The sequence below is a fragment of the Streptomyces sp. T39 genome, assembly GCF_008042045.1.
Classification (GTDB): domain Bacteria; phylum Actinomycetota; class Actinomycetes; order Streptomycetales; family Streptomycetaceae; genus Streptomyces.
Genome location: NZ_RDBP01000012.1, coordinates 3,193,285 through 3,212,786 on the forward strand (window position 1 = coordinate 3,193,285; position 19,502 = coordinate 3,212,786).

Below are 19,502 nucleotides of genomic sequence, written 5' to 3' on the forward strand. Positions count from 1 at the left end.
CGCATGACCTGGCACATCGAGGTCGACCAGCGGGCCTGCATGGGCGCCGGCCTGTGCAACGGCAACCTGCCCGACCGCTTCCGTCTCGTCGGCGGCAAGGCCGAGCCCACCGAGACGGGCATCGAGCCCGACGAGGACGTGCTCGACGCCGCCGACTACTGCCCCTACCGGGCCATCCGGATCACCGACATGGCAACCGGCGAATCCCTCGCGGCCGCCGACTGACTGACACGATGGGAGAACGGCCGTGACGATCACGACGACCGAACCGGAGCAGGCCGCACCCGCGGAGAGACCCGTGGCCGGCCCCGCCCCGTCCCCCCGCTGGTGGCGCCGCCCCTGGGTGGGGCCCCTGGCCCTGGTGAGCGCGGTGTTCATCGCCATGGCCGTGCCGCGGTACCTCACCCTCGACCCCGCCGACTCCAAGATCCCCCCGGCGGCCGGACACCCGTGGCACTACGCGGTCCTGGTGGCGCACGTCGTGTTCGGCACGGTCGCCCTGGTGACCTGCTGCCTCCAGGTCTGGCCCGTCCTGCGGGCGCGGCACCCGAAGGTGCACCGCTGGAGCGGGCGCCTGTATCTGGTGGCGGGCGTGCTGCCCGCGGGAGTCTCCGGCATCGCCGTCGCCCTCGTCAGCCCCTCGGGGCTGTCGATGCAGATGTCGACCATCATGACCTCGGTGCTGTGGGTCGGCACCGCGGTCGCGGGCTACCGGATGGCCCGGCAGCGGCGGTTCGACGACCACCGGCGGTGGATGGTGCGCAGCTTCGCACTGACGCTGTCCATCATCCTCAGCCGGATCCTCGGTGTGGTCTACGACCACACGATCCTGCCCCAGCCCGACACCCAGGACATCGCCCAGCTGATCGCCTGGGGCCAGGCGAGGGCGGGCCTCGCGTCGTGGCCCGGCTGGATCCTGCCGCTGCTCCTCGCCGAGTGGTGGCTGGTCGAGCGGGGCTCCGGCGCACGTCACAAGGCCCGCCAGGCGCGCCGCCGGTCGGCCCTCGCGGCCGCCGGGCGGACCGGCACCGGTACGTCCTGACCGGCCGGACCCCGCACACCGCACCCCCAGGGGCCGTCTCCGCCACGGAGACGGCCCCCCGCGCGTGGCCGCCGGGCCAGGTCGACGGCGCGGTCCGTGCGCTTGGTGCATGATCGGGTCGTCGGCGGCGGGGTCGCCGGATGGTCGTGGCGTCGTGAGGGCGTCCCCCGGCCGGTCCCGGGCGGCCGACGGAGGGGGATCCCGGGCCGGCGGATCGAGGGGGAGGTCCCGTGGAGCAGGAGCAGGAGCAGGAGCAGCCGGATCGGATCGCGGACGGTCTGTCGATCATGCACGCCCTCGCCCGGGCACTCGGCACCCGGTACTCCGAGAGGACTCCGCAATGGACGGATCTCGGCTTCCCCGTGATCGACCGGGGCCGGCACGCGATCTTCCCGCTCGCGGTGGCCCCTGTGCGGGAGGCCGGCGCTCCGGTGGGGGGCGGGCGCCTGTCGGAGATGCGTGACGGCCTGCGGCGCAGCTGCGTCCACCACTTCGGGGGCGACGACTTCCACGCGGAGATGGAGCTCGACGCCGAGGAGGGGTACGGCCGGAAGCTCGCCGACGCCGGAGCCGTCGTCACCGGACCGCCCTGGCAGTGCCTGTGGGGCATCCAGCGCTTCGCCGTGGTGCTCGCGCACGGGGTCGGTCACGAAGGGGCGGTGGAGACCCTCGCTCTCCACGTCGTTCCGATGGACTGGGTCCGCTACCGCCCGCTCAACGCGGGAACCAAGCGCGAAGCGGCACGCCACCGCCGGATCCTCGGGGAGCGGGACGCCGCCGACGCGGTCTGGTCGTGGCCGCTCGACGCTCCGGACGCGTGAGAGCCGGCGGGAGACCGCCGCCCCCACGACCCGTGGCCGCCGGGCCCGTGCGCAGGGCGACGCCCCGGCCCCCGCCGGAGCGCGGGGACCGGGGCGTCGGGCACGGGGGCCGGGTCAGCCGGCGGACGGGTGGGTGAGGCGACGGCGTTCACCCGTCGCCGCGGACTCCTTGATGGCGTCGATGACACGGTGCATCCGGGCCGCGGTGCCGAAGTCCGGCTCGGACGGCTCACCGGTACGGATCGCCCGCGCGAGGTCGGTGTACACCTGGTGCACGTTGCGCACCGGTGCGGGCGCCTGGGGGAGCAGCGGACGGTAGCTCGCGGGCACCGCGATCTCGACGGGAGGCCGGCCGCCGAGGGCGTGGGTGAGGACGAACTCGGGGCCGACGAGCGAGTCGTCGGTGGAGCGCAGCACCAGCCGCCCCGCCGAGCCGTGCACCTCGATGCGGAACCCGTCCCCGTGCGGGCCGCCGGTCATGAAGTGCACGGACGACGCGGCACCGGACTCCAGCAGACCGCCCACCACGATCTGGTCGGGCGAGGTCACCTCGAGCTCCTCGCCCGTCTCCTCCAGCGTGATGCTGGTGATGCGGGTCGCGAGCGTCGCCGACAGCTCGGTGAAGTCCCCGACCACGTACCGGTACATGTCCATCGAGTGCCCGGCCACGACGGCCAGGTGGTTCACGCCCTTGGTGTGGTCGAACAGCGCGGCGTACCGCTCGGACCAGACCGTCGGGGTGGACAGCGAGTACGTCAGCGACGTCGACAGCACCTCGCCGACGAGCCCGTCCGCCACCAGGTCCCGCAGCAGACGCACCGCGGGGTGGTGGCGGCTCTGGAGGCCCACCGCGTGCCGGACGCCGGCCTTCTGCGCCGCGCTGCGGAACCCCTCCGCGGTCGGGGCGTCCAGGGCCAGCGGCCACTCGCTGTACACGTGCTTGCCCGCGGCGACGGCGGTCTCCACGAGGCCGTCCCGCTGGGGGAGTTGCACGGCGATGGTGACGAGGTCGACCTCGGGGTGCTCCATGAGCGCCCGGGCGTCGTCGAAGGCGTGCCGCGCCCCCCACGTGCCGGCCGCCGCCTCGGCGGACTCCCGGCTGGTCCCGGCGACGGCCGTGATCTCGTAGTCGTCCGCGAGAGCCGACAGCGCCGGCAGATGGATGCCCCGCCCCCAGCCGCGCTCGGCGTGCGCTCCCACCACTCCCACACGGATCCTGTCCGCCACGTCGAACACCTTTCGTCTGTGCCTTTGTCTGTCATGTGCGACCGGCCGGCCGCCGGTGCGCCAGTCTGCCGACGGTGCGGGGCGCGACCGGCGAACTCCGGTCACGCCCCGCACCGTTGACCCGTCACTCACCCGGTCAGTGCACGACCACGGTCTTGACGGTCGTGTCGCGCACCGTCTCCTCCGGGCTGCCCGGCGCGCTCTCACCCGCACCGGCGCCCGCCGCGGGAGCCGTGTCCCGCAGGACGAAGAAGGTGACGAGCCACGCCAGGAAGACGAATCCCGCCGCGAAGACGAACGCCAGGCTGTAGCCGTCCCGCAGTGCCTGGATCTGCGCGGTGCCCTCCGACAGCAGGGTGTTGCTGCGCGAGGTGGCGACGGTGGCGAGCACCGCGAGACCGACCGCGGCGCCGGCCTGCTGCGCCGTGTTGTTGAGACCGGAGGCGAGACCGGCGTCGGCCGGGGCGGCACCGGACATGGCCCGCATGATGACCGACGGCACCGTCAGACCCATGCCGAAGCCCTGGATGACGAGCGTCGGGGCCACGTCCACCCAGTAGTTGCCGTCGACGGGGGCCCGGCTGAGCAGCAGCAGGCCGCCGCCGAGGAACAGCAGACCGGTCAGCAGCACCCGGCGGGTGCCGAAGCGCGCCGTGAGCTTCGCCGTGAAGAACAGCGACATGGTGCCGATGACCAGCGGCGCCGGGAGGAAGGCGAGACCCGTCTGCATGGAGTCGAAGCCGAGAACCCGCTGGAGGTAGAGGGCGTTGAGGAACTGGAAGCCGAAGCCCGCCGAGAAGACGAGCACCACGGCGATGTTGGCTCCGCTGATCTCACGGTTGCGGAAGATGCGCAGGGCCAGCAGCGGACGCGCCGCCTTCGCCTGGCGGACGAGGAAGGCGATGAGCAGGACGACGGAGACGGCGCCGTAGATGCCCAGCTCGGCGGCGCTGTAGTGGTCCTCGGAGACCTGCGAGATGGTGAAGACGCCCAGCGACAGACCGGCCGTCACCAGGACGGCGCCGATGGCGTCGGCACCGGCACGCAGCCCGAGCCCGGAGGTCGCGGACAGCAGTTTGATACCGGCGACCAGGGCGATCGCGCCGATCGGCAGGTTGATGAGGAACACCCAGTGCCAGCCGAGCGCGTCCGTGATGACACCGCCGGCGATCAGGCCGATGGAGGCGCCGCCCGCCGAGACGAAGCTGTAGATGCCCATGGCCTTGGCCTGCTCGGCGGGCTCCGGGTACAGGCCCACGATCATGCCGAGCACCACCGCCGAGGCGAGCGCCGCGCCGACGCCCTGCAGGAAGCGGCCGCCGATCAGCATCTCCTGGTTGGTGGCGACACCGCAGAGCAGCGAGGCGAGCGTGAACGTCACCAGACCGGCGAGGAACACCTTCTTGCTGCCGATCAGGTCGCCGAGACGGCCGGAGAGCAGCAGCAGGCCCGCGAAGGCGATGAGGTACGAGTTCACGACCCAGGACAGGCCGCCCTGGGAGAAGTCGAGGTCGTTCTGGATGGTCGGCAGCGCGACCGTGACGATCGTCCCGTCAAGGATGATCATCAACTGCATGGTGCAGAGCGTTGCGAGCGCCAGCCCGCGCGAGCTGGTCGTGCCGGTCTGTGGGGTCACGGCTCTCTTCTTTCCTGAGGAGAAGGGGTGGGTGCCGGCGATCGGCCGGCGTGCGCGAAGACGTAGCTGCACAGGGGCTGACATGGTGTACGTCTTGTTACAGAGACCATGGTCTGGGACCATGAGGCGCGGCGGAAGGAGGCACTTTCATGTCCCAGGGGAACACCGATGTGACCACCGAGGTCAGCGCGGTGCAGCAGTGTGAAACTCCTGCCGCGCAGGCCGCGTGTTCGGTTCTCGAAGTACTCGGACGAGTGAGCGGCAAATGGAGCATCGGCATCCTGCTGGTCACGACGCAGGGGCCCGCCCGCTTCACCGAGCTGGAGCGCCAGGTGAAGGGCATCAGCCGCCGCATGCTCACCCTCACCCTGCGGAACCTGGAGCGGGACGGCCTGCTGACCCGCACGGTCTACCCCACGGTGCCGCCGAAGGTCGAGTACACGGCGACCCCGATGGCCCGCGAGCTCTACGACTCCCTGCTCGCGCTGACCGGTTGGGCGGAGCGCCACCTCCACGAGATCGACCGCGCACGCGCCGACTACGACGGCGGCACTGCCGCCCCCGCCGCGGTGCGCACACCGGCGCTGGCCGGCTGACGGCCCGGCCGCCGACGGCACCTCGCGGCGGCTGCCGTGCGCGCACCGCGCGCACGGCACCCACCGCATGACGTTCATGGCAGGGATGCCTCAGCCCGCCGCGACGGGGACGGCCGTACGCACCGTCAGCTGCTCGCGCAGGGCCTCCACGAGCAGTCCGGCCTCCTCGGGACCGTCCGCCGCGCCGAACACATAGGTGTCCGGCCGGACCAGGACCGTCCGCGCGCCGATGCCGTCCAGATAGGCGCCGAAGGTGCCCTCCGTGTCGACCACGGCGCCCTCCGGCTCGCTCCCGGCAGGGGTGCCGGCCGGCAGCAGCCGGACCAGCCGGGCACCGAGCCCGCGCAGGAACGCCCGCTGGTCCCCGGAGAGGAACGTCTCGGGGTCGTCGCGCGACACCAGGACGAAGCCCCGCCCGACGACCTCGTCGAACAGCCCCCGCACCACACCGCGGGACACCACGGGCTGCGGCACCTGGTCGCCGGAACCGGGCAGCCGGCGGCCCCGGTCGTCGCGGAGCAGCACCCCCTTCGTCAGCGGCTGGAACGGCGACTGCTGCGGCCGCGCCAGCTTCCGCTCCCGCGCCGCGATCATCACCGCGTCACGGTCGGCCGCCGCCTTCGGGTCGGTCTGGCAGATCACCTTGCCCAGGTTCACCGACATGCCGATGGCGTGCTGCACATGCGCCCGGCGCTCCGTCACATAGGTGTCCAGCAGCGACTCGTCGGCGAGCCCGGTCATCTCCAGGTCCAGCTTCCACGCCAGGTTCGCCACGTCACGGAAGCCCGAGCTCATGCCCTGCCCCGCGAACGGCGGCATCAGATGCGCCGCGTCGCCCGCGATCAGCAGCCGGCCCCGGCGCCATTGCTGCGCCGTGCTCGCCTGGAACGTGTAGACGGCATGGCGCTCCATGATCCCGTCGTCGGGGGTGATCCCGCACAGCGACAGCAGCCGCCATGCCGTCTCCCGGCTGTCCATGTCCTGCTTGCGTTCACCGGGCAGCAGCATGAACTCCCAGCGCCGGTGCCCCGGCCCCGCCGACACCTGGGTCCGGGGGCGGTCCGGATCGCAGATCTGCAGATTGTTCGGCCGGAAATCGCGCCTGTCGTGCAGCACCAGATCGCAGATCAGCCACTCGTGATGGAAGTTCAGGTCGCGGGTGCCGCCGCCGATGTGGCGCCGCACGAAGCTGTTCGCGCCGTCGCAGCCGACGATCCACCGGCCGCGCAGCCGCCGCCGGATCCCGTTCGTCGCCTCGACCGTCAGCTCGACGCCGTCGTCGGACTCCGTCAGGCCGACGGCCTCGTGACCGCGCACCACCGTGAGCTGCGGCAACCGCTTGCCGCGTGCGATGAGCGCGTCCTCCAGCCCCGGCTGGTACATGGACGTCGACTCGGGCCAGCCGTTGCGGCCGTGCTCCTCGGCGGCGCCGATGTACAGCAGGTCCTCGCCCTTTCCGTTGCGCCACATGTAGTCGCCCGACGGCTCACCGACCGAGGCGAGGTGGTCCGCGACCCCGGCCGCCGCCAGGATGCGGGCCGCCTCCCCGTCGAAGGCGACCGCACGCGGCATCGTGTAGGGCTTCGCGTGCCGTTCGACGACGATCACCCGGCGGCCGCGCCTGGCCATCAGGTTGGCCAGCACCTGACCCACCGGGCCGTAGCCGACGACGAGCAGGTCCGCCTCGTCGTCGGGCCACCAGGGGGCGCTCACAGCGGACGCAGACATCGTGCACTCCTTTCCAGTGCCCGTGCCGGCGCGGGCACCCGGGACCGGGGGCCCGCGCCGGCGGGAGGGGGTCAGTCCTGCGACAGAATGGTCTTCACGACGGCGTCGAAGTCGGGCTGCTTCACCAGCACCCGCACCGTCTCCCGGCCGTCCTCGACGGTCAGCAGCCGCCGTCCGGTCAGCGTCATCTGCCCGTTCTCCAGCGCCCGTCCGCGGATGTAGGTGACGTTCGCCGCCAGCATCCGCGCATACGCGTCCAGCTCCGGGTGGGACGCGTCCAGCCACTCGGAGAACTCCCGGGCCCTGAGCCGGAACCGGTGGATCACACCCCAGTCGCCGTCCCGCGGCCTGCGCTCCAGGTAGTGGAAGCCGTCGTCGGCCGCCCGGACCCGGAAGTGGGTGCCGTACTGCTCCTGGGGCTCCTCCGCGACCCGTACGGGCTCGATCAGCGAGGGACCGGAGTAGCCGACGTCCGCGATGTACCACTCGCCGTCGATCCGGACGCCGTTGAACAGGTGCTCCATGTCCGGGCCGAAGGCGCCGTCCGCACCCCGCACACCGGCGGACAGGACGACGGCCTCGAAGCCCAGCCCGCCGAGCAGGGCCCGGAACAGTCCGTTGAGCTCGTAGCAGACGCCGCCCCGGCCGCCGGTGACGACCTCCTTGTAGACGGTGTCGACGTCGATGTCGACACCGTCCCATATCGCGGTGCCGCGCTCCTCGTTGAGGAAGTTGTCGAACGGGAAGGTCATCAGGTGCCGCTTGTGCAGGACCCGCAGGGTCTCCACGGTCGGGGCCGGCCGCGGCCCGGAGTGGCCGAGCCTGGCGAGATAGTCGTCGATGTCGAACATCGTGTCGTCCATGCCTTTCGGAGGCGGAAAGTCGGAGGAGGAGTCGGGGGAGGGGCGGGGTTCCGCGGCCGTCAGGCGCCGGCCGGTACCGCGGCCTTGCCCAGCAGGTACTCGGCGAGCAGCCCGGGCGTCGGGTGGTCGAACAGCAGCATCACGGGCAGCTCGACACCAAGCTCCTCGGCCAGCCGGTTGCGCAGCTCGACCGCGGTCAGCGAGTTGAAGCCGACGTCGAAGAACGCCTCGTCGTCGTCGACCTCGTCGGCCGACGCGTAGCCGAGGGAGGTGGCCGTCTCGGCCCGCACCAGACCGAGCAGCGCGGTGAGGCGCTCCTCCTCCGGCAGGGCGGCGAAACGCTCGGCGAACGATTCCTGGGACGTCATGTCGTTCTCCTCGTGAAGGGTCTCGAAGTCGTCGGCCGGCCCCTCGACGCCCGGGTTGCGCGAGGTCTTGAGCCAGTAGTGACGGTGCTGGAAGGGGTAGGTCGGAAGCTCGGCCCGCCGGCCGGACGCGCCCTCGAAGAACGGGCCGAAGTCCACGTCCACGCCCCGGACGTGCACCGCGGCCAGCGACGCGGCGAAGCGGTCGAGCCCGCCGTCGTCCCTGCGCAGGGAGCCGGTGACCACACCGGGGGATCCCGCGGCCGCCTCGGCCAGTTCGCCGACGGGCAGGGTGAGGACGGGGTGGGCACTGATCTCGACGAAGACGCGGTGCCCGGTGCGGGCGAGGTCCTCGACGGTGGAGGCGAAGCGGACCTGGTGGCGGAGGTTGTCGTACCAGTAGCCGGCCGTCATCGACGTGCCGTCGATGCGTTCGCCGGTGAGGGTGGAGTGGAGGGGGATCGTGGCGGTGCGGGGGCCGACGGGGGCGAGGATGCGGTGGAGCTCGTCCCGGATCGTCTCGACGTGGCTGGTGTGGGAGGCGTAGTCGACGGGGATCCGGCGGGCCCGTACGCCCTCGCCGGTGAGGTGGGCGTGGAGGGTGTCGAGGGCGGTGGGGTCGCCGGCGACGACGGTGGAGTTGGGTCCGTTGACGGCGGCGATCTCGACACCGGGGCAGGCGGCGACGTGCTCCTGGACCGTGGTGAGGGGGAGCGGCAGCGACATCATGCCGCCGTGCCCGGCGAGGTGGGCCGCGATCGCCCGGGAGCGGAGGGTGACGATACGCGCCGCGTCGTCGAGGGTGAGGGCACCGGCGACGTGTGCGGCGGCTATCTCGCCCTGGGAGTGGCCGACGACGGCGTCGGGGGTGACGCCGTGGTGCTGCCAGAGCCGGGCGAGGGCCACCATGACCGCGAAGGACGCGGGCTGGACGACGTCGACCCGGTCGAAGCCGGGCGCGCCTTCCGTGCCGCGCAGGACGTCGACCAGATCCCAGTCGACGTGGGCGCTGAAGGCGGCCGCGACGGCGTCGATCGCCTCGGCGAAGACGGGGCTGGTGTCGTAGAGCCGGGCGCCCATGCCCGTCCACTGGTGACCCTGGCCGGGGAAGACGAAGACGGTCCTGCCGTCCACGTCCGCCGTGCCGGTGATCACCTGCCCCGCCTGCTCACCCGACGCCAGCGCCTTCAGGCCGCCGGTCAGCTCCTCCACGTCCCGGCCCACGACCACGGCCCTGCGGTCCAGGCGTGCGCGGCCGAAGGCCAGGGCGTGCCCCACGTCCGCCGGTGCCCGGTGCTCGGCGCCCGTCAGCAGCCGCTCCGCCTGCGCCCGCAGGGCGGCGTCGCCCTTGGCGGACAGGATCCACGGCACGACACCGGGCGCGGCCGTCTTCCCGGCCTCGGCCGGGGCCTCCGCCACCGGGGCCTGTTCGATGATGACGTGGGCGTTGGTGCCGCTGACGCCGAACGAGGAGACCGCCGCGCGGCGGGGCCGGTCGGTCGCCGGCCAGTCACGGGCCTCGGTGAGCAGTTCCACCGCGCCCGCCGACCAGTCCACCTTGGTGGAGGGCTGGTCGACGTGCAGGGTCTTCGGCAGCACACCGTGTCGCATCGCCTGGACCATCTTGATGATGCCGGCGACACCGGCGGCGGACTGGGCGTGCCCGATGTTGGACTTCAACGAGCCCAGCCACAGCGGCTGTTCGGGACTGCGTCCCTTGCCGTAGGTGGCGATCAGCGCCTGTGCCTCGATCGGGTCGCCGAGCGTGGTGCCCGTGCCGTGGCCCTCGACGGTGTCCACATCGGCGGGGGCGAGGCCGGCGTTGGCGAGGGCGGCGCGGATGACGCGCTGCTGGGAGGGGCCGTTGGGGGCGGTCAGTCCGTTGGAGGCGCCGTCCTGGTTGACGGCGGTGCCGCGGACCACCGCGAGGACCGGGTGTCCGAGCCGTTCGGCGTCGGAGAGCCGCTCGACGAGGAGGACTCCGACGCCCTCGGCCCAGCCGGTGCCGTCGGCCGCCTCGGCGAACGCCTTGCAGCGCCCGTCCTCGGACAGCCCGCGCTGCCGGGAGAACTCCACGAACACACCGGGCGTGCCCATCACGGCCGCGCCCCCGGCGAGAGCCATGTCCACTTCGCCGTTGCGCAGCGCCTGCACCGCCAGGTGCAGGGCCACCAGCGACGACGAGCACGCCGTGTCCACCGTGATCGCGGGTCCTTCGAGACCGAGGGTGTACGACACCCGGCCGGACGCCACACTCCCCGAGTTGCCGGTGCCCAGGAACCCTTCGAGGCCCTTCGGCGAGAACTCCAGATCCGGCGCGTAGTCGTGGTACATCACGCCCGAGTACACGCCGACCCGGCCGCCCTGCAGCGCCGACGGATCGATGCCCGCGCGTTCGAAGGTCTCCCAGGAGGTCTCCAGCAGCAGCCGCTGCTGCGGGTCCATCGCCAGCGCCTCGCGCGGCGAGATCCCGAAGAAGCCGGCGTCGAACTCGCCCGCCTCGTGCAGGAATCCTCCCTCGCTGACGTACGAGGTGTTGGCGCGCTCCGGGTCCGGATCGAAGAGGCGCTCCAGGTCCCAGCCCCGGTCCTCCGGGAAGCCGGAGACCGCGTCACGGCCTTCGTCGACCAGCCGCCACAGGTCGTCGGGAGTGGCGACCCCGCCCGGCAGGCGGCAGGCCATCCCGACGATCGCGATCGGCTCGCGCGCGACGGCCGCCATGCGCTGGTTCTCCTGCTTGAGACGCTCGTTCTCCATGAGCGAGGCGCGCAGGGCCTCGACGAGTCTGGCGCTGTCCGTGGTGCTGGCGCTGTTGTCGCTGGGCGTACCCATCGGATCCTCCACAATCGGCGTTCGGTCGGTCATCGGTTGCCTCGTCGGTGATCAGGTGCCGACGGCACCCAGCGCGCGGGCCACGAGGTCGTCCGCGTCCATCGCCGCGATCCGCCCGAGCTCCTCGGACGCGGCGGCCTCCACATCGGCCGCACCCGGGACGGCGGCCGGCGCGGCCGCGGACGCCTCGTCTCCGGTACCGGCGTCGGGCACCAGCTCGGAGCGCAGGTGCCGGGCGAGGGCGGCCGGGGTGGGGTAGTCGAAGACGAGCGTCGCCGGCAGCCGGACCCCGGTCTCCTTCGCCAGCCGGTTCCGCAGCTCGACTGCGGTGAGGGAGTCGAAGCCCACGTCCTTGAACGGCTGGTCCGCGCGGATCGGCACATCGCCCAGCACCGTCGACGCCCGGCCGCGCACCAGGTCCAGCAGCTCCCGCTGCTGCTCCGCCGCGGACAGTGCCGCGATCCGGTCCGCGAGCGACTCGCCGGAGCCGGCCGCCGCGCTGTGGGCCGCCTTGCGCGGCGCCCGGACGAGCCCCTGGAACATCACCGGCAAGGTGCCCTCGGCGGCGGCCGCCCGCAGGGCGGGGAAGTTCATCTTGCTGGTCACCAGCACGGGTTCGGACAGCGACAGTGCGGCGTCGAACAGCGCCATGCCCTCCTCGGCGCTCAGTGCGGACGCACCCTGACGGCGCATGCGGTCCTGGTCGCCGCTCTCCAGATGCCCGGTCATGCCGCTCGCGTCGCCCCACAGACCCCAGGCGAGGGAGGTGGCGGGGGTGCCGTGGGTGCGGAGTCGGGTGGCGAGGGCGTCGAGGGCTGCGTTGGCGGCGGCGTAGTTGGCTTGTCCGGGGTTGCCGAGGGTGCCGGCGGCGCTGGAGAAGAGGACGAAGGCTTGGAGGTTGTGGTGTCGGGTGAGGGTGTGGAGGGTGTGGGCGGCGTCGGTTTTGGGGGTGAGGACGGTGTCGAGGGCTGCCCGCGGCCAGAGCGCTCGTCCGGGCCGCCTCCGCCTCGTGCAGCAGCACGTCGGCGGCCCGGCGCAAGCCGTGGCGGCTCGCGGTGCCCGGCATCTGCRCCACCGCGGCCCTGGCCCGGCTGGTCGCCGACGCCCGTGCCACCGTCCGCCCCGCCCCCGACGCGGCTCTCCGCGCCGAGGCAGCGGGCGAGCGCGGCAGCGAGGCGTCCCCCGACGAGCTGCGGATCGCCGTCCCCGGCGACGGCGAGCGCGAAGCCGCGCACCAGCGGCAGCTCTCCCAGGGCCCGCCAGTGCAGGCCCAGTTCCACGGCCTGGGCGGGCGAGCACAGCAGCAGGTCGTCCGTGCACAGCACCTCTGCCGCGGCACCCGTCAGATCGGTCGCGGCGGCGAGCTGCGCCGGGCGCAGCCCCACCGCGTCCCCCAGCCGGGCCAGCGGGTCCCGGATGTGCGGCACATCGTCCTCGGGCTGGATCCACACGCGCCGCGGCGGTCCCGTCGACGCCCGTCCGACGCGCAGCGTCTCCAGGTAGACGCGGTTCACCCCGGGGTCGCGCGCGCCGGCCAGCCCGAGCGGTATCGACCACACCGCCTCGTCGGACGGCACGGCCAGCACGGCCGCACGCACCTGCTGCGCATGGACGAGATCCCTGCGCTCCGCCGGGGGCGCGACCCGCAGGTCGAGGGCGATCCGGTGCGCGCGGGCGTCGGCGACCAGCCGGGCCAGGGCCGCGGTGGTGCAGATGCCGGGCACCGCGAGCCGCCACGGCTTGCGCCGGGCCGCCTCCGCCTCGTGCAGCAGCACGTCGGCGGCCCGGACGAGCGCTCTGGCCGCGGGCAGCAGATCCCGCCCGAACGGCGTCAGCACGGCCCGCCGCGAGGTGCGTTCGAAGAGCTGCTCGCCGACGTGCTCCTCCAGCGCGGCGACCCGGCGGCTGGCCACCGGCTGGGACATGTGGGCGGCGGCTGCTCCGACGGTGAAACTGCCGTGTTCGCCGACGCTGACGAAGGCGCGACTTGCTGCCACCAGATCCACGTTCCGCACCCTATGCGGGAACCGCATGGAACCGCGCATGCGGGTATTGGACCGCATGGCCCGGCCGGGCGAGGGTGGTCGGGTACTCATGACCACGCACCGGGACGGGGCCGTGCGCCCCGTCCCCTACGCGCCCCTGCCCGGGGGCGTTCGGAGGTTCGGACCATGCAGCACATCGCCCGCGCCAGGCGCGCCTTCACCGGTGCCCTCGCCGCCCTCGTCCTCGTCCCGCTCGCCGCGTGCGCGGACGGCGGCCCCCGCGCGTCGCAGGCTCCGGCCGGCGAGGCGTCCGCCCGGCAGCCCGCCAGGGTCTCCGGCGCGAGTGCGGCCACCGGGTCGTACGCCCGCGAATTCATGGCCCTTGAGCGCGCGTTCGACGCGCGGCTGGGTGTCTACGCGATCGACACCGGCACCGGGGAGGAGATCGCCTGGAACGACCGTGAACGCTTCCCCTACGCGTCCACCTTCAAGGCGCTGGCCGCCGGCGCCGTCCTGGACGAGTACGGCCTGCGCGGCATGGACCGGGTGATCCGCTACACGGCCGACGACCTCGTGGACGGGTCTCCGGTCACGGAGAAGCACGTCGCGACGGGGATGACGCTGGGCGAGCTCTGCGACGCGGCCGTCCGCTTCAGCGACAACACCGCCGGCAATCTCCTTCTCGGGGAACTGGGCGGCCCCGGGGGCCTGGACGCGGCGCTGGAGGACCTCGGCGACCATGTGACGCAGATGGACCGCATCGAGCCGGAACTCGGCGAGTGGGCCCCCGGCGACGACCGCGACACGAGCACCCCCCGGGCGCTCACCCACGACCTCCGCGCGTTCGTGCTCGGGAACGTCCTGAAGAAGGGCGAGCGCGACCGCCTCACCACCTTGCTGCGTACCAACACCACCGGCGGCGAGACCATCCGGGCCGGGGTGCCCGACACCTGGGTGGTCGGCGACAAGACCGGGACCGCCATCACCTACGGCGGCCGCAACGACATCGCCGTGGTGTGGCCCCGCGGCGGCGCCCCGATCGTGATGGCGATCCTCTCGAACCGTCCCGAGAAGGACGCCGAGCACGACAACGCACTGATCGCGCGTGCCGCGTCGGTCGTCGCGGGGGCGCTCTCGTCACACGGGGAGTGATCGCGCCGTCCATGAGGCACCGGGCCCGGGCGGACTCTCCGCCCGGGCCCTCCCGCATGTCACGGTGAGCGTTAAGCGTCAATCATTGCAATGAACCGGGATCTGACGTTGCGTTAAGCCTGTATTCGTTGCAACGATTGCAGTGCTCTGAACTGCATTGATGAGTCTCACGTGCAACGAATGTGTTGCCGGAATCTCGAATGCAACGTAGCTTTCTGTCAACGGAAACAAGTAGCCGAAGGAGAGCACGATGCAGAAGTTCGAAACCCCCGCCCCGATCGCCGCCGTCCTTGCCGTCCCCGCGGGGCGGGTGCAGATCATCGCCGCCGACCGGTCGGACACCGTGGTCGAGATCCGGCCCATGGACGCCTCGAAGAGCCGCGACGTGAAGGCGGCGGACCGGGCCACGGTCGCCTGTGCGGACGGAGTGCTGCGGGTGGAGGTCCCGGTGAAGAACCAGTACCTCGCGTCGGGGGCCGTCGAGGTGACGGTCCAGCTGCCCGCCGGATCGCACGTCGAGGTGAAGGCCGCCGGCACCGAGTTCCGGGCCGTCGGACGCCTCGGGGACGTCGCGTTCGACGGCGCGTACCACCGGATCAGGATCGACGAGGCAGCGAGCCTGCGCCTCACCGCGATCGACGGAGACGTGGAGGTGGGCCGGCTGGGCGGCTCCTCGGAGATCAGTACCGCCCGAGGCGACATCCGGATCGCCGAGGCCCTGGGCGGCAAGCTGGTGCTCGGCACGCAGTCCGGCGACATCTCGGTCGTCGCCGCCGCCGGAGTCTCCGCGTCGCTCGACGCCGCCACCGCCTGCGGCCGGGTCGGCAACGACCTCAGGAACGACGGCGCCACCGAGCTGGCCATCCAGGCGACCGCCTCCCAGGGCGACATCACCGCCCGCAGCCTCTGACCCCCGGCCCCGACGGAGGGTTCCGGAGATCGGCGACGACGGCTGGATCGCCGTCGCCCGGTGCCCGGGCCCGACCGTCCTCGCTCACCACCGGTCCCGCGCCCGCCTCGGCGCAGCGCATTCGGACGCGGGTCGCCCCCGCCAACCCGTTCCGCCCCTGGGCGGCGTACCCGGCACCACGCCGGAGTGCGCCGCCCTTTCGCGTGACCTCAGCGGTGGCCGTGCGCGGTGGAGCGGGGGCGGCGACCCCGCGGGCCGGCCGTGGCGAGGCGGCTGCAACGGGCGACGCTCCGGGGTGCGGGAATGGTCCGCGACAGGCAGGGGGCCGCCTCCGGCAGCAGGGACGGGTCGTGGTTGAGGATCGCCAGCTCCAGCTCGCGCAGCTCCCGCCCCGGGTCGAGACCGAAGTCGTCGAGCAGGGCGCCACGGGTGCGCTGGTAGGCGGCGAGGGCGTCGTGCTGCCGTCCGCAGCGGTAGAGCGCCCGCATCAGCAGGCCGCACAGCCGCTCGCCGGCGGGCTGGGCCGCGGCCATCTCCTCCAGCTCGCCGAGGATCTCGTGGTGACGCCCCTGGTCGAGCGACTCCTGCGCGCAGTCCTCGAAGACGGACAGCCGGGCTCCCTCCAGCGCGCTGAGCTCGGGCCAGGAGACACCGGTCTCCGTGAGGTCCGCGAGCACCGGACCGCGCCACAGGGCGAGCGCCGACCGCAGCTGCGCGAGCCCCGACTCACGTTCGCCCGCCGCCAGTTCGGCGCGGCCGGTGTCCACGAGGAGGCGGAAGCGGCCCAGGTCGAGCCGCGCGGTGTCCACCGTCAGGCGATAACCCGGGGGACAGGTCGACAAGGTGACCGGGCCGTCGGGGCCGCTGTGCCGGTCGATGATCTTCCGGAGGCCCGAGACGGCATTCTGCACCATCTTGCGCGAGGTCGCCGGAGTTTCATATCCCCACAGTGCGTGCATCAGCTTGCTGGTGGGGACGACTTCATTTGCGTGCAGCAGGAGAAATGCTGCGATGGCACGGTGATTGAAGCCGCCGAGAGCGACGGGAGCGTCGCCGGAATAGGCTTCGAGAGGGCCCAATAAATTGAATCGCACGCTGGCTCACTCCAGCCGAAGTCGAGTTCTGGTACGCCTCCTCAGCGTCACCCCTACAGTAAACAAACCGATCGACCTGTTTGTCAAGCGGTCGACGCTCCCGTCTCGCCCGCCGGTCGCACGGTCGGGGAAATGCCAGTTCAGAGAGGTCCGGTGACGAGCCGACACACCCTTCGCGTCAACCGTGGGCTGACTTCAAGATCACCCGGAAGGGCACCGTTCCCGGCACGCTCACCCGTTCGCCGCGGCCTCGATGGACAGCCGTTGGACGGGCGATGGACAGGGAAAAACCATCCTCCCCTGACTGGTTGCTAGTTTCCGAACTGCCGCCCGTGCGACGGGAAAAGGAAAAACGAATCGCCTGGCGGCGTGAGATCCTGCAGACCTGTCAGAACGGGAGGGTGGCCAGTGGAACTGGTCGAACGCGCCGAGCAGGCGATGCATCTGAAACATCTTCTGGCGCAATCCGGAGCAAGAAAGGGAAAGGTCGTTCTGCTGGACGGTCCGTCCGGCAGCGGCAAGACCGAACTGCTGCGTCAGGTCGCCGACCACGCCGCCGACGCCGGCTGCCTGGTCCTGCGTGCCGCGGGCTCGCGCGCCGAGAGCGCCCTGCCCCTCGGGGTGCTGGGGCAGCTGCTGCGCTCCGCGCCGATCGCCGGGGAACGGGCCGCCGAGATCGACCTGTTGCTGCGGCGCGCGGCCCAGGAGCCGGCCGCCGGTGTCACGGGCGACATCGGCGCACCGGGACAGGAGGCGCCCATCGGCACCGGGCTCGCCCGGGTGCTGCACGACATCGCCCAGGCGCTGCTCGGTCTCGCCGGCGACACCACCGTCCTGGTGACGATCGACGACATCCGCCACGCCGACCGGCTGTCCCTGGACTGCCTCCTCTACCTGTGCCGGCGCATGGCCTCCGCCCGGATGACGGCCGTCCTCACCGACGACTCCGAACTCCCCGACGGCCCCGCGGTGTTCCGGACCGAACTGCTGGACCAGCCGCACGCCGCCCGGATGCGCCTGACCCCGCTGTCCGAGGCAGGGGTCGCAGCCATGCTCGCCTCCCATCTGGACCGCCCGAGCGCGGAACGCCTCGCGCCCGAGTTCCAGGCGATCGCGGCGGGCAACCTGCTGCTCCTGCACGCCCTGCTGGAGGACCACCTGGAGACCGGCGGTGTGCGGCGGGAGGGCTACGGCCGTGCCGTGCTGCGCCAGCTCAGCCGGGCGGACGCCTCGGTGACCGCCGTGGCCAGGGCGCTCGCCGTACTGGACACCGCGACGACGCCCGAGCGCGTCGCACGTCTGGCCGGCCTCGACGGTGCCGTCGCCGACGCGGCGCTGCGCGCCCTGCGGGCGGCCGGCCTGGTGCACGGCACGGGCTTCCGTCACGACGTCGCCCGGCAGAGCATCCTCGACAGGATCCCCGGCGCGGAACGCGCGGCCCTGCGCGTCCGCGCGGCCGAACTCCTCTACGAGCAGGGCGCCCCCGCCCCGGAGACGGCCCGGCTCCTCGTCGACGCGGGCGCGCCCGCGGGGCAGTGGAGCGTGGACGTCCTGCTGGAGGCCGCCGAGCAGGAGCTCATCGCCGGGCGCGCCCACCGGGCGGCCGAGGCGCTGGAGACGGCGCTGACCGCGGACCACGAGACGGCCGCGGACCGGGCAGCCGTCGAGTCCCGGCTGGTCCAGGTCCGCCGGCTGTCCGACCCCGCCACGGCAGAGCACCACCTGACCGCGCTCACCGAGGCCGCCCGGGCCGGGGACGTCAGCCCGGCGCACGCCGTGGACCTCGTGAGGCAGCTGCTGTGGCAGGGGCGTTCCGCCGAGGCGCGCGAGATGCTCGACCTGCTGCGCGAGACCGAACTGGACCCGCACGGCGAGGACGCGGCCCTGCTGCACGACACCGAGCAGTGGATCGCCTGGACCCACCCCACCGTCGCGCGCCGCGCCCGCAGACCCGGGCCGGCCGCGGCCACGGGCGGCGGCCGGCCTCCCGGCCCGGGACGCGCCGAGCCGTGGAGCCGCCCCACCGCGGTGCTCGCCGGCGCACTCGTCGGCGGCCGCGCGCACGAGGTCGTGGACCGGGCCGAGCAGGTGCTCCGTGACCGCGGCCCCAGCTACGACATCACCTGGCCCGAGGAGCCCGCGCTGCTCGCCCTCGGCGTGCTGCTCGGCGCCGACCGCCCGGACGCGGCCGCCTGGTGCGACCGGCTGCTGAGCGAGGGCCACACCCCGTACTCGCCCACCTGGATGGCGCTGCTCTCGGCCACCCGCGCCGAGGCCGCCGTCCGCCTCGGCGACCTCACGGGCGCCGTGGACCACGCCCAGCTCGCCCTCGGCCATGTGACGCCGAACGCCTGGGGCGTGGCACTGGGCGCCCCGCTGGCCAGCCTGGTCCTCGCGACCACGCGCATGGGCCACTACGACGAGACGGAGTCGTACCTGACGCGCTCCGTGCCGAAGGCCATGTTCGAGACGCGGTACGGCCTGCACTACCTGCACGCACGCGGGCAGTTCCACCTCGCGACGGGCCACCACCATGCGGCCCTCGCGGACTTCCTGGCCTGCGGGGAGCGGATGCGGGGCTGGGGCATCGACGTCCCGGGCATCGTGCCGTGGCGGACCAGCGCCGCCGAGGCGTGGCTCGCCCTCGGCAACCGGGAACAGGCGGCCCGCCTCGCGTACGACCAGCTGGGCCGGCCGGGCACCGACGGCGCCCGGTCCCGGGCCGGTGCGCTGCGGGTCCTGGCCGTCGGCGGACCCGTCGGACGGCGCCCCCAGATGCTCGCGGAGGCGCTCGAACTCTTCGAGCAGTGCGGGGACCGGTACGAGCAGACCAGGGTGCTGGCGGACCTCAGCGAGGCCTACCACCAGCTGGGCGACAACCGGCGGGCGCGGACCCAGGCCCGGCGCGCGCGTCATCTCGTGGGGCTGTGCGGGGCCGCGCCGCTCAACGAGGCCCTGCTGTCCTTCCTCGACGAGGGCGACGAACAGGCCGGCTCTCCGGTGCCCGCGCCCGAGAGCGCGCTGCTGACGGGCTCCGAGCGGCGCGTCGCCGCGCTCGCGGTCGGCGGATACACCAACCGCGAGATCGCGGTGAAGCTGTTCATCACGCCGAGCACGGTGGAGCAGCATCTGACGCGCGTCTACCGCAAGCTGGGGGTGCGCTGCCGCAAGGACCTCCCGGTCGAACTCACCCTGAGCGGGGCGGAGACGGTGAACGCCGGCGGGCAGGCATGACAGGGTGGGGCGGCCCG

At 73.0% G+C, this 19,502-nt stretch carries 13 protein-coding genes and 3 pseudogenes; 7 read left to right on the forward strand and 9 right to left on the reverse strand.

Features of this window, described 5'->3' with window-relative positions; all coding sequences use genetic code 11:
* Positions 1-3 precede the first annotated feature (3 nt).
* From EAO77_RS15500 to EAO77_RS15510, 3 genes are all read left to right on the forward strand, one after another.
* Entirely contained in the window at positions 4-225 is a 222-nt protein-coding gene (locus tag EAO77_RS15500) for a ferredoxin (RefSeq protein WP_147988552.1), read from the forward strand.
* Positions 226-247: 22 nt separating this feature from the next.
* Positions 248-1,042: a DUF2306 domain-containing protein gene (locus EAO77_RS15505; RefSeq protein WP_222723656.1), complete on the forward strand. Its 795-nt coding sequence runs from the start codon at positions 248-250 to the stop codon at positions 1,040-1,042.
* 230 nt (positions 1,043-1,272) lie between these two features.
* On the forward strand, positions 1,273-1,863 hold the full coding sequence (locus EAO77_RS15510) for a hypothetical protein (protein ID WP_147988553.1): 591 nt from the start codon (positions 1,273-1,275) through the stop codon (positions 1,861-1,863).
* A 114-nt stretch (positions 1,864-1,977) separates the two neighbouring features.
* Here EAO77_RS15510 and EAO77_RS15515 read toward each other — a convergent pair whose 3' ends face one another.
* The gene (locus EAO77_RS15515; RefSeq protein WP_261993914.1) at positions 1,978-3,090 is read right to left on the reverse strand and encodes a Gfo/Idh/MocA family protein; all 1,113 of its coding nucleotides are present in this window, start codon (positions 3,088-3,090) and stop codon (positions 1,978-1,980) included.
* 136 nt (positions 3,091-3,226) lie between these two features.
* A complete protein-coding gene (locus tag EAO77_RS15520) occupies positions 3,227-4,666 on the reverse strand; it encodes an MFS transporter (RefSeq protein WP_147989151.1) in 1,440 nt (479 codons plus the stop codon).
* Positions 4,667-4,875: 209 nt separating this feature from the next.
* Here EAO77_RS15520 and EAO77_RS15525 point away from each other — a divergent pair, with 209 nt between their 5' ends.
* Complete coding sequence (locus EAO77_RS15525) at positions 4,876-5,322, forward strand: winged helix-turn-helix transcriptional regulator (RefSeq protein ID WP_147988554.1); 447 nt, start codon at positions 4,876-4,878, stop codon at positions 5,320-5,322.
* Between the two features lie 90 nt (positions 5,323-5,412).
* Here EAO77_RS15525 and EAO77_RS15530 read toward each other — a convergent pair whose 3' ends face one another.
* From EAO77_RS15530 to EAO77_RS39460, 6 genes and pseudogenes are all read right to left on the reverse strand, one after another.
* Positions 5,413-7,050, reverse strand: coding sequence for a bifunctional 3-(3-hydroxy-phenyl)propionate/3-hydroxycinnamic acid hydroxylase (locus EAO77_RS15530; RefSeq protein WP_147988555.1), 1,638 nt, complete (start codon positions 7,048-7,050; stop codon positions 5,413-5,415).
* A gap of 71 nt (positions 7,051-7,121) precedes the next feature.
* Positions 7,122-7,913, reverse strand: a complete 792-nt coding sequence (locus EAO77_RS15535; RefSeq protein ID WP_261993915.1) for an arylamine N-acetyltransferase family protein — start codon at positions 7,911-7,913, stop codon at positions 7,122-7,124.
* A 59-nt stretch (positions 7,914-7,972) separates the two neighbouring features.
* The gene (locus tag EAO77_RS15540; protein WP_410088473.1) at positions 7,973-11,143 is read right to left on the reverse strand and encodes a type I polyketide synthase; all 3,171 of its coding nucleotides are present in this window, start codon (positions 11,141-11,143) and stop codon (positions 7,973-7,975) included.
* 111 nt (positions 11,144-11,254) lie between these two features.
* Positions 11,255-11,839 (reverse strand): annotated as a pseudogene (locus EAO77_RS40020) (beta-ketoacyl reductase); the annotation flags it as partial.
* 72 nt (positions 11,840-11,911) lie between these two features.
* A pseudogene (locus EAO77_RS40025) lies at positions 11,912-12,265 on the reverse strand (KR domain-containing protein); the annotation flags it as partial.
* Positions 12,238-13,143, reverse strand: a pseudogene (locus tag EAO77_RS39460) (LysR family transcriptional regulator); the annotation flags it as partial. The pseudogenes EAO77_RS39460 and EAO77_RS40025, both read right to left, overlap by 28 nt.
* Before the next feature lie 138 nt (positions 13,144-13,281).
* Here EAO77_RS39460 and bla point away from each other — a divergent pair.
* Together bla and EAO77_RS15560 are read left to right on the forward strand one after the other, a co-directional pair.
* Entirely contained in the window at positions 13,282-14,247 is a 966-nt protein-coding gene (gene bla / locus EAO77_RS15555) for a class A beta-lactamase (protein ID WP_147988558.1), read from the forward strand.
* A 250-nt stretch (positions 14,248-14,497) separates the two neighbouring features.
* On the forward strand, positions 14,498-15,157 hold the full coding sequence (locus tag EAO77_RS15560; protein WP_147988559.1) for a DUF4097 family beta strand repeat-containing protein: 660 nt from the start codon (positions 14,498-14,500) through the stop codon (positions 15,155-15,157).
* A gap of 209 nt (positions 15,158-15,366) precedes the next feature.
* Here the strand turns inward: EAO77_RS15560 and EAO77_RS15565 are convergent, their stop codons facing one another.
* The gene (locus tag EAO77_RS15565) at positions 15,367-16,236 is read right to left on the reverse strand and encodes an AfsR/SARP family transcriptional regulator (RefSeq protein ID WP_187283221.1); all 870 of its coding nucleotides are present in this window, start codon (positions 16,234-16,236) and stop codon (positions 15,367-15,369) included.
* A 423-nt stretch (positions 16,237-16,659) separates the two neighbouring features.
* On the opposite strand from EAO77_RS15565, the gene EAO77_RS15570 reads away from it, so the two are divergent.
* A complete protein-coding gene (locus EAO77_RS15570; protein WP_147988561.1) occupies positions 16,660-19,485 on the forward strand; it encodes a helix-turn-helix transcriptional regulator in 2,826 nt (941 codons plus the stop codon).
* The last annotated feature ends 17 nt before the right edge of the window (positions 19,486-19,502 follow it).